The organism is Pseudomonas mosselii, from assembly GCF_019823065.1.
GTDB classification, from domain to species: domain Bacteria; phylum Pseudomonadota; class Gammaproteobacteria; order Pseudomonadales; family Pseudomonadaceae; genus Aquipseudomonas; species Aquipseudomonas mosselii.
The window spans coordinates 971,664-986,917 of record NZ_CP081966.1 but is presented as its reverse complement, the minus strand read 5'-3'; the positions used below and the strand labels follow the sequence as shown (position 1 = coordinate 986,917).

The 15,254-nt window shown below is 59.2% G+C and carries 14 protein-coding genes and 1 tRNA gene; 7 read left to right on the top strand and 8 right to left on the bottom strand.

What is annotated here, in order from left to right; genetic code table 11:
- Positions 1 to 16: 16 nt before the first annotated feature.
- Positions 17 to 403: a helix-turn-helix domain-containing protein gene (locus tag K5H97_RS04460; protein WP_028689875.1), complete on the bottom strand. Its 387-nt coding sequence runs from the start codon at positions 401 to 403 to the stop codon at positions 17 to 19.
- 163 nt (positions 404 to 566) lie between these two features.
- A complete protein-coding gene (locus tag K5H97_RS04455) occupies positions 567 to 1,250 on the bottom strand; it encodes a hydrolase (protein ID WP_028689876.1) in 684 nt (227 codons plus the stop codon).
- A 262-nt stretch (positions 1,251 to 1,512) separates the two neighbouring features.
- On the opposite strand from K5H97_RS04455, the gene K5H97_RS04450 reads away from it, so the two are divergent.
- Positions 1,513 to 1,974 (top strand): Rid family hydrolase, encoded by a 462-nt coding sequence (locus tag K5H97_RS04450; RefSeq protein ID WP_028689877.1) that lies wholly within the window; start codon positions 1,513 to 1,515, stop codon positions 1,972 to 1,974.
- Between the two features lie 19 nt (positions 1,975 to 1,993).
- On the opposite strand, the gene K5H97_RS04445 is transcribed toward K5H97_RS04450, so the two are convergent.
- The 3 genes from K5H97_RS04445 to K5H97_RS04435 form a co-directional block, all read right to left on the bottom strand.
- Positions 1,994 to 2,962, bottom strand: coding sequence for a LysR family transcriptional regulator (locus K5H97_RS04445; protein ID WP_028689878.1), 969 nt, complete (start codon positions 2,960 to 2,962; stop codon positions 1,994 to 1,996).
- A gap of 163 nt (positions 2,963 to 3,125) precedes the next feature.
- Entirely contained in the window at positions 3,126 to 3,356 is a 231-nt protein-coding gene (locus K5H97_RS04440; RefSeq protein WP_028689879.1) for a hypothetical protein, read from the bottom strand.
- 628 nt (positions 3,357 to 3,984) lie between these two features.
- Positions 3,985 to 5,190 (bottom strand): hypothetical protein, encoded by a 1,206-nt coding sequence (locus tag K5H97_RS04435; protein WP_155952667.1) that lies wholly within the window; start codon positions 5,188 to 5,190, stop codon positions 3,985 to 3,987.
- 735 nt (positions 5,191 to 5,925) lie between these two features.
- On the opposite strand from K5H97_RS04435, the gene K5H97_RS04430 reads away from it, so the two are divergent.
- Positions 5,926 to 9,723, top strand: coding sequence for a hypothetical protein (locus K5H97_RS04430; protein ID WP_028689881.1), 3,798 nt, complete (start codon positions 5,926 to 5,928; stop codon positions 9,721 to 9,723).
- A gap of 493 nt (positions 9,724 to 10,216) precedes the next feature.
- Here the strand turns inward: K5H97_RS04430 and K5H97_RS04425 are convergent.
- A tRNA-Thr gene (locus K5H97_RS04425) sits at positions 10,217 to 10,292 on the bottom strand.
- Positions 10,293 to 10,350: 58 nt separating this feature from the next.
- On the bottom strand, positions 10,351 to 10,761 hold the full coding sequence (locus tag K5H97_RS04420) for a pilin (protein WP_028689882.1): 411 nt from the start codon (positions 10,759 to 10,761) through the stop codon (positions 10,351 to 10,353).
- 227 nt (positions 10,762 to 10,988) lie between these two features.
- Between K5H97_RS04420 and K5H97_RS04415 the strand changes: the two genes are divergently transcribed.
- The 5 genes from K5H97_RS04415 (at position 10,989) to K5H97_RS04395 (ending at position 14,345) form a co-directional block, all read left to right on the top strand.
- On the top strand, positions 10,989 to 12,197 hold the full coding sequence (locus K5H97_RS04415; RefSeq protein ID WP_028689883.1) for a type II secretion system F family protein: 1,209 nt from the start codon (positions 10,989 to 10,991) through the stop codon (positions 12,195 to 12,197).
- 2 nt (positions 12,198 to 12,199) lie between these two features.
- Positions 12,200 to 13,066: a prepilin peptidase gene (locus K5H97_RS04410; protein WP_028689884.1), complete on the top strand. Its 867-nt coding sequence runs from the start codon at positions 12,200 to 12,202 to the stop codon at positions 13,064 to 13,066.
- Positions 13,066 to 13,689, top strand: a complete 624-nt coding sequence (coaE, locus tag K5H97_RS04405) for a dephospho-CoA kinase (RefSeq protein ID WP_028689885.1) — start codon at positions 13,066 to 13,068, stop codon at positions 13,687 to 13,689. The genes K5H97_RS04410 and coaE overlap by 1 nt, the downstream gene beginning before the upstream one ends.
- A complete protein-coding gene (gene yacG, locus K5H97_RS04400; protein ID WP_011535705.1) occupies positions 13,686 to 13,886 on the top strand; it encodes a DNA gyrase inhibitor YacG in 201 nt (66 codons plus the stop codon). Before coaE ends, yacG begins: the two co-directional genes overlap by 4 nt.
- A 210-nt stretch (positions 13,887 to 14,096) precedes the next feature.
- The gene (locus K5H97_RS04395) at positions 14,097 to 14,345 is read left to right on the top strand and encodes a hypothetical protein (RefSeq protein ID WP_028689886.1); all 249 of its coding nucleotides are present in this window, start codon (positions 14,097 to 14,099) and stop codon (positions 14,343 to 14,345) included.
- Positions 14,346 to 14,522: 177 nt separating this feature from the next.
- On the opposite strand, the gene K5H97_RS04390 is transcribed toward K5H97_RS04395, so the two are convergent.
- Complete coding sequence (locus tag K5H97_RS04390) at positions 14,523 to 15,230, bottom strand: energy-coupling factor ABC transporter permease (RefSeq protein WP_028689887.1); 708 nt, start codon at positions 15,228 to 15,230, stop codon at positions 14,523 to 14,525.
- Positions 15,231 to 15,254 lie beyond the last annotated feature (24 nt).

Genomic DNA, 15,254 nt, shown 5'->3' with positions numbered 1-15,254 from the left:
GACGGTAGTCAGATGGTCACGTGCAGACGGCTTGTTGCTGCCAAGCCTTCGGTGTCATGCCTTCAGCCTTCACGAAGGTGCGGCAGAAGTGAGATTGATCGCAGAAGCCGCATTCCAGTGCGATCTCTGCGAGCAACATCGTGGAAGTCTTCAATAGCTCCCTGCTCTTCATCACCCGCTGTTCGCGCAGCCATTGTTGCGGGGACATCCGGGTACTTTCCTTGAACATGCGAGAGAAGTGACTGCGCGACAAAGCGCACGCTTGGGCGATTTCAGTCACCGATAGGCAGGTATCCAGCCTGTCCAGCATCAGCTGTTTGGCCGTTCTCAACTGCCAGGATTTGAGCTGCCCTGTCGAAGCCAGTGTCAGCCTCGCCAGCACGGTAGAGTTGTCCTTGTTCATACACACCCATCAATCCAAGTAGCAGGATGCGAGCGCCTGACGCGAACAGCACTGGGCGCTGGAAACCCCAGAGGGTCCAGGCCAGGCTCGTTGATTCGGATCAGCCCACTGCGCACCCTTCGCACGTCAGTGAACAGCCCCCAAGGCAGGGGCTGGCAAAGGCTCAGACAGCGGCGACAGGCGCCAGGGTGGGGCCATGCTGAACGCGCTCAGGCGCCTTGTGCACCATGGTGTAGGCGTAGTCGACGCCCATGCCATAGGCACCGGAATGCTCCTTCACCAGCTCCATCACGGCGTCATAGGTGTCGCGGTTCTTCCAGTCCCGCTGCCATTCCAGCAGTACCTGCTGCCAGGTCACCGGCACCACGCCGGCCTGGATCATGCGCTGCATGGCGTAATCGTGGGCTTCCTTGGTGGTGCCGCCGGAGGCGTCGGCGACCATGTAGATTTCATAGCCGGCATCGTTCATGGCCGACAGGGCGAAGGTGGCGTTGCAGACCTCGGTCCACAAGCCAGAGACGATGATCTTGTTGCGGCCATTGCGCTTGAGGGCGTCGCGCACCTTCTGGTCATCCCAGGAGTTCATCGAGGTGCGCTCCAGCAGCGGGGCGTCCGGGAACACCGCGAGCAGCTCGGGGTAGGTGTGGCCTGAGAAGCTTTGCGTCTCGACCGTGGTGAAGGTGGTGGGGATATTGAAAATCTTCGCGGCCTTGGCTAGGCCAACGGTGTTGTTCTTCAGCGTTTGCCGGTCGATGCTCTGAACGCCGAAGGCCATCTGCGGCTGCTGGTCGATGAAGATCAGTTGGCTGTTGAACGGGGTCAGGACTTCAGTCTTAGGATTGCTCATTGTTGTTTCCTTTCAATTTGATGAAGTTCGATCGCACCCGTTTCGGGGCCCGCACATTGCGGGCATTGCCGTAGTAGCCACGAGTACGCTCCTCAGCGTCGTTGCTTGAGGACGAGCAAAAGATAACGAAACAAAGCGCCTCTCGGTGGCGCACTTTTGCGCCTCTACCGGCTCATTTTTGCGCCATTGAATACGCGGTTGCGCTGCTAGCATTCGCCGTTCCATTCGGATCAAGCCGGTCCGTCATGTGCAGGAGAATGCAATGGCAGCTTCACAACCGTTCAACAAGCAGACCGCCTACTGGGGCGTTGCCTGGGAGGAGGCGTATGGCTATCCGCAGGCACGGCGGGTAGGCAACGAGATCTACGTCTCAGGCCAGTTCAACCATGACGAGGCCGGTAATCTGCTGGCCCCGGCGCCGCTGAACGCCGACGGCAAGCCCAGTGATTTCTCGTCGATGGGCGAGCAGATGCAGGTCGCCTACGACAACATCTCAAAGCTGCTCGCCTTGTATGGCGCGACGCTGCAAGACGTTGTCGAGGAAACGCTTTATGTGCTGGACATGGACGCCGCCTTCGCCGTGGTCGGCAAAGTGCGCAAGGCGGCCTATGGCACTGAGCGGCCTCAGTGCGCGAGCAATATCATTGGGGTGTCGAGGCTTGCCCAGCGCCCGCAGTTGATCGAGATCGCCTGCAAGGCCGTGATTGGCGCCCGGGAAATCTAAGCTGCGCTCCCGGTTGCGATCAGCTGACCGGGAGTACCGACTGCCCCTCGACCAAGGGCTTTTGACTGGCAACGGCAGCGGCGCAGAAGGTCATAAATGCCTTGACGCGCCACGACTTGCGAATGTCCTGGTGCGTCAGCAGCCACAACTCGTCCTGAAGCTCTGGCACCACTGGGCCTGCGCGTACCAACCCCGGGGTGATGTCGCCCAGCATGCAGGGCAGGAATCCATACCCCAGGCCCGCCGCGATGGCGACGCTTGCGGCTGCAACAGAGTCGGTGCGGTAGGCAATGCGCTCAGCGGCGACCCTGCTTTCGACATAGCTTGTGGCCCTCAAACCGCAGAGCGCTGCCGAGTAGGACACCCATGCCTGCCCCTCTGCGAACAGGGGCTCGGCATTCGCCTGCTTGGCGCTGCAGTAAGGTGCCCAGGCAATGTTCGCCAGTTTACGGCCCACCAGGCTTTCTGCAGGTTTTCTCGTCGCGCGAATTGCGATATCCGATTCATCCCGGGCGAGGCTGAGGGTTTCATTGCCCACCAGCACCTCGAGGCTGATGCCCTCGTTAAGAGCCTTGAAGTCCGCGATGATCGGGGTGAAGAAGTACAGCAGCAGCGAGTCGCTGGTGGTAATGCGAAGCTTCCCCAGGGGGCCTTGGCCTGAACGTGAAACACGCCGCATGACGCTGACGATGTCCAGCTCCACGCGCTCGGCGAGTGCTCGCAATTCGGCGCCCTCGGCGGTGAGCAGATAGCCTGATTTGCGGTGGTCGAACAGCGCGATGCCGAGCGTACGCTCGACCTGGGCAACCCGGCGCGAAACGGTGGAGACATTGATGCCAAGCTTCTTGGCCGTCGCCGCACGATTGCCGCAATCACTGAGCGTCTTGATGATGCGCAAGTCGTCCCACGAGAGCTGATTGACAGCCTCGGCGACGTCCCACTTCGGCCCATCAGCGGCAGTTGGCGCTTTTCCAGTTGGCGATTTCACACAGTTCGTTCCGGATGCGAAGGCGCTGATGATACGAGAAGGGGGTGGGTGAAGCAGCCATATTGTTCTGGCTAGTGGTTGAAAGCCGGACGTTGCAAGTGGCGCCCGATCAGGGCACGCCACGCAATGGGGCCGCAAAAGCGGGCCCCGATGATGCGCGGCATCAGTCTTCGGAAACACTCTCGTCTTTCATCGCCTCCAGCTTGCCGAACTGCTCGCTGGCCAACCGGCTGATGATTCGGATCGCTTGGTGAATACCCGCTGTGTTGCGGAAGCTCAGTTGCGGGTTGTGCTCGCACTCCAGCACCTCGTCATGCTGCACCAGCGCCTCGCCGAGCAGTTCGAGGGTCCAGACGTAGCTCTGGAGGGTAGACAGGCGTTCATGGTCAGGCATGGGGCACCTTCCGGTTGGCGCGGGTGGCGAGGGAGTGGCTGTCGATTGGGTAGAAGGTTGGGGATGGGGTGGCCGCGGGGGTTGGGCGGCGGAGAGCGGATGCGAGGATCCTCAGTATCTTGGTGGTCATGCATGAGTTCCTTTCGTTGTGGAACTGCCACCGCTCGCGGCCAAGCAAGTTTAGGTGGCAGCAGTACGCGGGTTGGCCGACCGGGACGAAAGGGGCCCGGCACACCCGAAGGTGTCCCGCGCACCACCGCCATGACGCGACATCGCGGGCACAAAAAAAAGCGCCTGCGATGAAGACTGGGCGCTGCTGCGCCTTTCGATTCCGACCGGCCAAGGTCGCGTCGCCGATGCTTCGGCGACGGAGGGAATTTATTCCTTGGGGCCTGCTTATGCAAGCTTAGGATGGTTAGGAAAAGGCGATGGATGCTGCGGGAAACTGCCTACAACACAAGGGCACTTAGATAGCCCCCTCAGCAGGCCGGTTCGGCGGAGCTGAACGAGGCTTGATCGAGGTATACGAAGAATAGTGCGGAGACAGGAACCAAATTGCACCTGATATAGCCAGCAAATTCAGAAAAATCCCCAAGCCAACCAGAGAGCGTATCCCTACCCCCCTCAGCTATGCAGCGCGCTCACGAGCTCGTCGAAGGTCGTCCGCCACATACCTTCCATTGTGCTCGAGCACTAACTCATCAAGTTCAGCTGCCGGCAGGATGCCCAAGCTATCAACCTGGCTCAGGAAATGACCATACATCGTAGAGCCTGGCAGGTCTGCACGGGTATCACGAGGCATTCTGATAATCCGCTCTACATCAGCACGAGTGAGAGTCTCAAACAGCGGAATGACTAATTTCTCAATGACCTCGTTTGACGTGTGCCAGCTGCGTGATTCCGACAGGAGCTGGAGCGCCTGGGCTTTAACCAAATCCCCTAACCCATGGTCCCGTATTGCGCTAGAGAGTCGGTCGACACTCAACGACTGAATTCGCCGGTTTGCTGCCACTTCCATATTGGGATGCCTCCCCACTGCCAAGGCGGGTATTACTTCAGCTTCGGGTCCGCCTAGAAGGAATTCATTCAGCCGCACAGTTGCAGCCTCGTCAATTAATCCAGCCATGCCGGGAGTGGTCGCTACTAATCTGGCAACGGTTGGCAAACCCTGGTCGCCAATTTGTCGAATCACTGTGCTCAACTGCAGGCAGATTCGGGGCTCAGCGGTTGCTCTATGGGAGTCAAGAAGAATGGACAGCACAGCACCGACCTGGATTTTTCCAAATACAGGGCTATCAGGCTGAGAAAATCCGAAGATAAGCGAATCGACCAAGCCACGAACGAGAGCCTCGGAAGGATTCGCTAATGGGGTTTGACGTAAAGCGATGGTCGCTTGTTGGTGATCCTTCGGAAAATAATCAGAAGCGATAGTGGTAAGTAACTCGGCAATCGCAGCACGCCCCTGAATTGGAGGCTGAGACAAGACGTGCTCTACCGCATTGCGAAGGTGCAGCCGAGCAAGTTCGGCGTTTGGCCGGTGTGGAATTCCAGCAGACTGAAATGACGGATGCGCACACTGATGCCGATCCTCACGCAACCGCTGAAGGTCCCGAACTTGCTGATGATCAAAAAAACCAAGCTCCATGCCACATGTATGAATAATCGTCCGCTCAAACTCCAATGCGTTCTTCACACCTTGGTCATTACCGGCATTGATCTGGTTGATGTAGGTCTCATATTTATTGTTGATACGCTGAGCGTTCGCGTCGCCCGCAAGCGCAAGATCTCGGATTTTATCCACAAGATCGAATACAACTGCGATCCATACGTTCACAATAGCCGACCTATAGGCGCCAGCCTTGTAACACTGAATTGACTCAGAAACATAGTCTCTTGAACGTTCTGCTCGGCACCTGAGAACCAGAGTGTCCAGGTCAGCTAAAGAGTCGTTCATACATGAACCTTCAAGTTTTGGGCACAAGCCCCTTGCCGTGCCGTTGGAGGTCGAGCATATCTGAAGCCAGGCCCCTGCGCAGCGGAACCTTCAACCCTAAGAACCGCACACCTAAGAGGTGTTCAAGAACCTGAACAGTTCACCATGGTTCACCTGTTCACTAAGCTGGCAGACCAGCCGCTAACAAAGCTTCGCGGGTTTCCTGCACCGTACCCCAGAGTTTTACCCAGGGTCCCCAGCACCACTTACGCATCACCCACCACCTCTGCTTACAAAGGCGGTTCTCTCTGGAGGTTTCCCAATGGTTGGGCGGGGGCAGATCCTGAGGTGAGCCCGGGTAAGGGTTTCAAGTGCTTCAGGTGTCACGCCACTCTATCTCTTTGATTTTACTGCACTTAACTGCAGCGACTGTTTGCAGTATCGAGGGTGTAACGAGCAAACATAGAGTGTATCGGTGTTACGCATTCCCGAGAGCATTGAACATTCCCATACCCCTTTTTTACTCTCCGTAGGCTAATGATAGATTTCTTCCTTGACTGTGTTGGCCTTTGCGCTCGTAAGCCAGTACCGTGTCGCAAATTGCGGAACGTTCCCTAGGCTAAATAGAAGAGAACAATGTTCGACATCACCCCTGATGAAATTAATAAGTTGAATGACATCGATCTGCGAGAGCTGGTGGGGCGTCTCTGCGAGGCCGAGTTGATAAGTCAGGGGTTGTCCCCTGCGGCGGTAACATGGGGAGGCAATCAGACGGCAGCGGACGGCGGTCTAGACGTGCGCGTAGAGCTGCCGGCAGGAGTGCTCCTCCAAGGCTTCATACCGCATGGTTCAACGGGATTTCAGGTCAAAAAGCCGGATATGCCGAGGGCCGAGATCATTGCCGAAATGCGACCGAAGGGGGTGCTCCGCCCCGTTATACAAGAGCTTGCGGATGAAGCTGGGGCTTACGTCATTGTCAGTTCGACTGGGTCAACGGCCGACAGCGCCCTTCGCAATCGTCGGAGTGCAATGCGCGCAGCACTTGACGATACAGCCAACGCCGATCAGCTCCACACCGACTTCTATGATCGTACGCGCTTAGCCACATGGGTAAGGTGTTACCCTGGCCTCATCACCTGGGTCAAGGAAAGGGTAGGTAGGGCTCTATCAGGATGGCGCCCTTATGGTCCTTGGAGCGGTGCGGCTGAAGGCGTCGATGCCGAATATCTGCTTGATGACAAACTGCGGCTTCACCTTGGCCGGCACCGTGATACACCAGCGCAGTCAGTCGCCCACGTCATAGACGAACTACGCGACGAACTGGCACAACCTGGCAAGATAGTGCGATTGGTTGGCTTATCGGGTGTTGGGAAGACCCGACTAGTCCAAGCTTTGTTCGACTCACGGCTCGGCGCACGTGCCTTACTGCCGTCTCTGGCCGTTTACACTAACTTATCGGACAACCCTGACCCGCAACCGACTGGCCTGGCCTCGGACCTGATAGCGAACCGAATGCGCGCTATCCTAATTGTCGACAATTGCCCATCGGATCTGCACCACAGACTCTCGGATCTGTGTAATAACCAGGCCAGCACAATCAGTGTCCTCACAGTCGAGTACGACATTCGCGATGACCAGCCCGAGGGAACCCAGGTCGTTACCCTCGACACGTCTTCGCACGAGCTAATTGAGCAGTTGCTTCGGCGCCGTTATCTGTACCTGTCTCAGATAGACGCGCGCACCATCGCCGAAACATCCGGCGGTAATGCCCGCATTGCAATCGCCCTCGCAGAAACGGTTGAACGCTCGGACACGATCTCGGGACTGTCGAATGAGCAACTCTTCCAGCGGCTATTCCGGCAGCGGCAAGACCCAAACGACGCCTTGCTCCTCGCGGCCCAAGCATGCTCGCTCGTGTACTCCTTCCAAGGCGAGGCGCTGGAGGGTGAGGAGGCTGAGCTGCCTCGACTGGCCTCGCTTGCCGGTCAACTTGCATCAGAGACCTACCGCCACATTGGCGAGCTGACCCGGCGTGATCTCGTGCAGCAGCGTGGGGTCTGGCGAGCAGTTTTACCACATGCTATCGCGAACCGGCTCGCAGCCCGCGCGCTCGAGGACACACCCTTCGATCTCATTAACCAGCAACTAATAGAGGGTGGGAATGGACGTTTAGCCCGATCCTTTTCGCGCAGACTGTCATTCCTGCACGACCATCCCAAAGCAGTCGCCATTGTTGAAAGATGGCTCGTGCCTGATGGGCTATTAGGGAACGTGATAGCGCTCAATGATCTCGGGCGAACGATGTTTGAGAACGTTGCCTCAGTGCAGCCGGAGGCGGCGCTTGCGGCATTAGAACGTGCTGGTAGCTGCGGCGCTGATGAGGCAACTAAAGCGTGGCGACGGCATCAATCCTTGCTGCGCTCTTTCGCTTATGACTCACCGCTGTTTGAGCGAAGCACCCAATTACTGATATTGGCCGCGACGCGAAACGCAAATGAGCAGGAGGCGAAGGAAACATCGGACACTTTCACGTCTCTGTTTACAATCTATCTTTCGGGAACGCACGCAACCCTCGAACAACGCCTCGGCGTGATTGAGCCATTGCTCATCGCCAGTGATGAAAAGGTGCGTGCTCTGGGCTTGGCTGCTCTGGAGAGGATGCTTGAGTCAACAGAATTCGGTTCCCACTATAAATTTGAGTTTGGAGCTCGCTCACGGAACTACGGCTACGAGCCTCGAAGCGAAGAGGACGCAGTTCGATGGTACAAGGGTTGCCTCGCGGTTGTTGAGCGCTTGGCAATGTCTGAAGCCGGGATTGAACTCCACTTGCGTGACCTATTGGCGAGAAGCTTTCGCGGACTGTGGACTTCAACCAATATCGAAGAAGAGCTTGGAAAGCTATTTCGTTGGTTTGCCATTGACGGATTTTGGCTTGAGGGTTGGACGGCCTGCCGTGAGACAATGTATTTCGACAGGGAGCACATGACACCTGAGGCTTTCTCTCAGCTATCTATCCTCGAGGCGGACCTAAAACCTACTGGCCTTTCGGCGCAAGTGAAAGCAGTCGTTTTGGGTGGTAAGTCTGGTGGCCTCGACTTCCAGGAGCTGGACGATGATTATGACCCGGTAAAGGCCCATGCGTGCATGGAGGCAGCCGCGCGCCAGCTTGGTACAGCAGTGGCCGGTGATGAATCAGTATTTGCAGAGATCCTACCTGACGTCCTCCGTGGTGGAAGTAGAACCTGGTCGTTCGGTCGCGGGCTTGCCGCAGCGTCCTCCGACCCACAAAGCACATGGATAAGGCTCATCCAAGGTTTGGAGCAGGTTTCTTCCGAGCAGCAAGACGTCCAGGTGCTACGTGGCTTCCTAGCCGAGCTCGGGGAAAACAACAAGAAAATCGCACAACACATTCTTAACTCGGTGCCCAACCAACCTCCGTTGCAAGCGTACCTCCCGTTATTGCATTCGTCCGTGGGACTTGATGAGCATAGTATTGATCAGTTGAATCGCGCATTGACCGCTGGGAAAGTGCCCGTTCAGATGTTCCAGCACTTTGCGTACGGACGGATCACTGACCATTTGGAAGGTCGGGTGCTCAATGGCTTACTCGTCCGAATTGCCGATCAACCTGAAGGGTTCGATGTAGCGCTGGAAGTGCTTTCAATGCGTCTATACTCGGACCGATCTGCTAAGCGGAAACATGAACCGGAACTCATCGAGACCGGTAAAGAGCTGCTCCAGCGTATAAAATTCCGGAAAAACATCAATCATCGAAGAGATCGCCAACTTTCCGATATTGTGAAGGTTAGCCTCGTAACTTCAGAGGATTATTCAACCGCTGCCGAAGTCTCAACTCGAATCCTACAGGCCATAACTAACCACGAGATTTCTGTATTTGATCACGACGACTTACTCGCGGCGCTGCTCGAGTGCCAGCCGGCAGCAGTTTTAGATTCATTATTCTCGGATGAATCACTAGAAAAAGTAGTGACCACAAGTGTGTTTTACCGCCTAGGACGCCACCGAAAAAGCCCAGCCGATAGGATCCCTTGCGATGAGATGGTGGCTTGGTGTGAACAAGATCCAGGTCGCCGCTACCCGCTTATGGCTTCGATTGTCACATTTGCGCGCTGCTCGGAAGCAGGTGATACCTTGGAGTGGTCTGAGCAAGCGCAGTCGATTCTGACCAGGGCGCCCAATCCAAGAAGCGTGCTGGAGGTATTCATCAATCGATTCCGGCCAATGAGTTGGATCGGCTCTCGTGCATCGATTATAGACGCTAACGCTCAGTTGCTGAACAAGGTGGAGCCATACGTTGCTCCTGATCTTATGCCATTCGTAACCGAGGCCCAGATGGAACTTGCTCAGGACGTCGCGCGCGAGCGCCAGAGAGAGACTAGGGTCGACCGAGTAAGGGATGAGCGCTTCGAATAATGAGGTTTGACGGTTGAAGGGCATATCGTTTGAGGAAAAATGGGGACAGATTCATTTTTCTCACAGGACAAAGGCAGGACAATGAGTCGCCGTCGCCAAACATGGATTTGGGCAAACGAAAAGGCGACCCTTCTGAGGTCGCCTTCGGATTTGAATGAGGCTGTAGTCGCAGCGATTCTTTAGTTTCCGGATCTACGATCCTTAAGGTCAGAACCCAGTCAAATCAACGGCCATATGGGGGGGCCTATCGACTGTCCCTACGTCAGTGAGTGCCAGCTTCACTGCTGCCGGATTCGGGGGGCCAATTACTGGCAAGCCATGCCCAAACATGCGCGGTTGCAGTCCTCGGTGCTCATTCTCGAAGATTTGCCTGGATAGGTCAAACCACCAGTACTCGGTAATTTGTTTCAGCGGGCGACTCGCCTTGCCCTGGGCCTATCGCCTTTTCCAAGACACAAAAAAGGCCTGCATCGCTGCAAGCCTTCTTGATTTCTGGTGCCGGAGACAGGAATCGAACCTGCGACCTTCGCGTTACGAGTGCGCTGCTCTACCGACTGAGCTACACCGGCGTGTTGCGCAACGTACCATTGCCGTGTCCGTTACGCAAACCTCTGTTTCACCTCATTTTCACTGCCCCTTGCAGCCATTCGGCGCGAGGTCTTCCTCCACCGTGGTCACGCAGCTCCACCCCGCCTGGGTGCGGGCCAGGGTCACGGTCTTGCCCAGGACATTGGCCGGTGCGTCGGCCAGGGTGCACGCAATGCTGGCGGTGCCGTCGGCCGCCGTGCCGCTGGCGGTGATCGCGCAATGGGCGGTGGCGGGCTGGCCGCCGAGGCTGGCGACGTCGGGCACGTCCTTGCCTTCGTTCAGGCGGATGTCCATCGGCGTTTTCAGCGCGGAGATTTCCAGCAGCGCCGCGGCGGCTTTGGCGCGGGCCTGGTGGTTGGTGTACATGGGGATGGCGATGGTCGCCAGGATGCCGATGATCGCGACGACGATCATCAGTTCGATCAGGGTAATACCTCGTTGCCCTTTCATGAACGGTCTTCCTTCGTAATACATGGAGGCGCGGTCGGCGCATTGCATCTTGGGTTGCGCCCCGGCCGGCAGGCGCGCAGTAGGCCTGAACCGACACCTTTTGTCACCCCTGCACGGCAGGGCGTCATCTTCGCTGAACTACTCTAGTGAGCGTCATGGAAACGCGCCCGGCCTCGGGCACGGCAAGCTGTTACGGGGCTTGTCGCCGCACTGCAAAGGACCTCCGCATGCCACCGTCTACCCGCCTCTACGCCTGGGAGGGCATCGATGCCTCCGGCGCTCGTCAACACGGCCAGCAACCGGGGCGCAGCCCGGCGTTCGTGCAAGCCTGGCTGCAACGCCAGGGCATCCGGGCCACGCGGGTGAGGTTGGCGGGCGGGTTGCAGTGGCGCTGGCCGCAGCGGGCGGGCAAGGCGGATGCAGCGGGGTTCAGCCGGCAGCTGGCGACCTTGCTGACGGCAGGGGTGCCGTTGTTGCAGGCGTTCGAGGTGATGGCGCGCAGCACGGTGGACAGCGGCATGGCGGCGTTGCTGGCGCGGCTGAAACAGGATGTGGCGGCGGGGCTTGGGCTGGCGGAGGCGTTGCAGCGGCATCCGGCGTGGTTCGATGCGCTGTACTGCAACCTGGTGCGGGTGGGCGAGCAGTCGGGCACGCTGGACCGGCAGCTGGAGCAGATGGCGGGGATGCTGGAGAAGCGCCAGGCGCTGCGGCAGAAGGTGCGCAAGGCGATGCTGTATCCGGCGCTGTTGCTGCTGACCGGGCTCGGGGTGGCGGCGTTGTTGCTGTTGGAGGTGGTGCCGCGCTTTCAGGGGCTGTTCGCCAGTTTCGACAAGGCGCTGCCGGCGTTCACGCAATGGGTGATCGATTTATCCACAGGGCTGGGCAATCACGTGGGGTGGCTGGTGCTGTTGATAACTGTGTTGGGGGTTGGCGGGCGGGAGGTTTATCGGCGGCACTTGCCGGCGCGCCTGTGGATGGTGCGCTGGGGGCTGCGGGTGCCGGTGGTTGGCACCTTGCTCGGGCAGGCGGCGTTGGCGCGGTTTGCGCGCAGCCTGGCGACTTCTTATACAGCGGGCGTTGCATTGCTGGATGCGCTGGCAACGGTGGCGCCGGTCAGTGGCAACTGCCTGCATGAACGGGCGATCCTGGCGTTGCGCCAGGGCGTGGCCAATGGGGCGAGCCTGCAACAGGCAATGGAGGCGGACGGGCTGTTCCCGCCGCTGCTGCGCCAGCTGGTGGCGGTCGGCGAGGCCAGCGGCACCCTCGACACCATGCTGGACAAGGCCGCGCTACATTACGAAGAGCAGGTGAGCCAGGCGCTGGAGCAGTTGACCACGCTGCTGGAGCCGGCCATCGTGCTGATCCTCGGGCTGCTGGTGGGGGGCCTTGTCGTGGCGATGTACTTGCCGATCTTCCAGTTGGGTAGCCTGATCTGAACATGAATGCCTGGGCCGTCGTCGTCGATCATCCGCCGTTCTTCTACATCCTGGCCGCCGTGCTGGGGTTGCTGGTGGGCAGTTTTATCAATGTGCTGGCGTACCGGCTGCCGCTGATGCTCGAGCGCCAGTGGCAGCGCGAGGCGCAGGAGGTGCTGGGGTTGCCGCAGGCCGAGCACGAGCGTTTCGACCTGTGCCTGCCGGCGTCGCATTGCCCCCACTGCCAGCGCCCGATCCGGGCGTGGGAAAACATTCCGGTGTTGAGTTACCTGGCCTTGCGCGGGCGTTGCTCGGGGTGCAAGGCGCGGATCAGTGTGCGCTATCCACTGGTTGAATTGGCCACCGCCCTGCTGTCGCTGCTGGTGGCGTGGCATTTCGGGCCGGGCGTGGAGGCGCTGGCGGTGATGCTGCTGACCTGGGGCTTGATCGGCTTGAGCCTGATCGATGCCGAGCACCAGTTGCTGCCGGATGTACTGGTGCTGCCGCTGTTGTGGCTGGGGTTGGTGGTCAACGCCTTCGGGCTGCTGGTGCCGCTGGCCGACGCGGTGTGGGGCGCGGTGGCGGGCTACCTGAGTTTGTGGACGGTGTACTGGGTGTTCAAGCTGGTAACCGGCAAGGAGGGCATGGGCTTTGGCGACTTCAAGCTGCTGGCCATGCTCGGGGCCTGGGGCGGTTGGCAGGTTTTGCCGCTGACCTTGATGCTGGCCTCGCTGGTGGGGGCGCTGATCGGGCTGACGCTGGTGCGTTTGAAGCGCACGCAAATGGGCGCTGCGTTGCCTTTCGGGCCTTATCTGGCCATTGCGGGGTGGATCGCGGTGCTCTGGGGTGATGAAATAGTCGCTTCTTACCTGCAACTGCTTGGAACCTGATGAGCACAGCGCCTTTCACCCCCTGGATTCTCGGCCTGACCGGCGGCATCGGCAGCGGCAAGAGCGCCGCCGCCGAGCGTTTCGTCGAGCTGGGCGTGCACCTGGTCGATGCCGACCAGGCCGCGCGCTGGGTTGTCGAGCCAGGGCGCCCTGCCCTGGCCAGCATCGTCGAACGCTTCGGCCCGGGCGTATTGCTCGAGGACGGCCAGCTCGACCGTGGCGCCTTGCGCCAGCAGATCTTCGCCGACCCTGCGCAACGGCAATGGCTGGAGCAGCTGCTGCACCCGCTGATCGGCCAGGAGATCTTCAGCTACCTGGCCAAGGCCGAGACGCCCTATGCGGTGTATGTGTCGCCGCTGTTGATCGAGTCGGGGCAGTTCAGCAAGACCCAGCGCATCTTGGTGATCGATGCGCCGACCGAGTTGCAGGTGCAGCGCACCTTGCAGCGGGACAACACCAATCCTGAGCAGGTGCAGGCGATTCTCAAGGCCCAGTTGGCCCGGGAAGAGCGCCTGCGCCATGCCGATGACGTGGTGGTCAATGATCGTGACCTGCAATCGCTGCACGACGAGATCGACCGCCTGCACCACTTTTACCTGACTTTGCGAGGAGGCCAGCCATGAGCCAGCCGATGACCGTTGATTGCCCGACCTGTGGGGCGCCTGTGGAATGGGGGGAGAAGAGCCCGTTCCGGCCGTTCTGCTCGGACCGCTGCAAGCTGATCGACCTGGGGGCCTGGGCGGCCGAGGAGCATAAGATCGCGGGGGCCGAAGAGTCCGAGGATGAGCTGTATTCGGGGGATCTGGAGCCGCGGCACTAAGCTGGGCTTGGTGGTGTGAGCACCACCGCAATCGCGGGGCAAGCCCGCTCCCACGCCGGTCGTCCATTAACTGGGAGGCCGGCGTTCAAGCCTCAGACATTTCTTACCTGTTAATCAGACCGCGCTGAATTGGCGCTCGCTCCATCCATTGGCATCGTTCGATGCACCAGCCATTCTCCTTGCTGCTGGTGATCTGAGCAGGACGCCAACATGCCAGAACTGTATTTCATCGCTTACGGATTGGCGGCAGGCGTACTGCTCGACTGGCTGTGCCGCCCTAAAGTGTTGCGAAGGGCTGTGTACACCATCTTCATGGTGGTCGGCATCACCACTTGCTCCCAATTGGGTGAACGACAAGTGCTGCAGCTCGATGGCGGCCTGTGGGGGATGTTGTTCATGCTGGTCGGCCAGCGCTTGCTGTTCAAACGCTCACGCTATTTTCGTGATGATTCGGATTGAGACGACAGGCCGAGGTCACTCAATCGCGGGGCAAGCCCGCTCCCACGCCAACCCTCGCCCATGCGTCATCCATCGATATTGCTACGAACGACTTTCTGTAGGTGAAGGTTATCGTGGAGGAAACAACGTGGGAGCGGGCTTGCCCCGCGATCACCGGCAAAGCCGGTGCCATTCACTTCATTTCTCCTCATCCTTCCACGGTGCCTGCAGGTAACGGCTGCGGTTGAAGGTCTCCAGCCACTCGGGGCAGAACACCACCAAGGCACTGATTACCGTGCCATTGATGAACGCCTCGGGGAACATCATCAACCACAGGTAACCAACAAAGTCGCTGAGCCACTCGGGCATGGCGAACCGCTCGTCCATCCACAACACCCCCAGCCCGGCCGCCAGGCATACCAGCACGGTCAGCGCGGCGGGGAAAAAACCGCAACAGAAGATATACACAAACAGGTTACGCGGCTGGGCACGCTCGACCAGGATCGCGCACACCTCGGTGACCAGCACCGGCAAGCCAACGATCAGCAGGCCGTTGACGCCGATGGCGGCAAGGTCCTGGCGGCCGAGCAGCAACAGCCCAAGCTGAGCCAGGAAGCCACCGAGCACCGCCAGCGGCCAGTCCAGCAGCAGGGTCACCGCGGTCATGCCGATGAAGTGATACGACACGCCGGTATCGAAATCACGCCGCACCAGCCACAGCACGAACAGGCAGAACACCGTACCGAACAGCAGGTGCTGGCGGCGGGTGTCGGTAAACAGCTCCACCCAGCGCGTGCGGCTGGCGGCCCAGACCAGCAGGGGCACGTAACCGAGCCAGCCAAGGGTGAGGCTGGTGCTGGACAAGACCTGTGCGCTGATCACCTGAACAATATCCCTGTCGGCCATGTGGACAAGCCTGAGTCTACACCC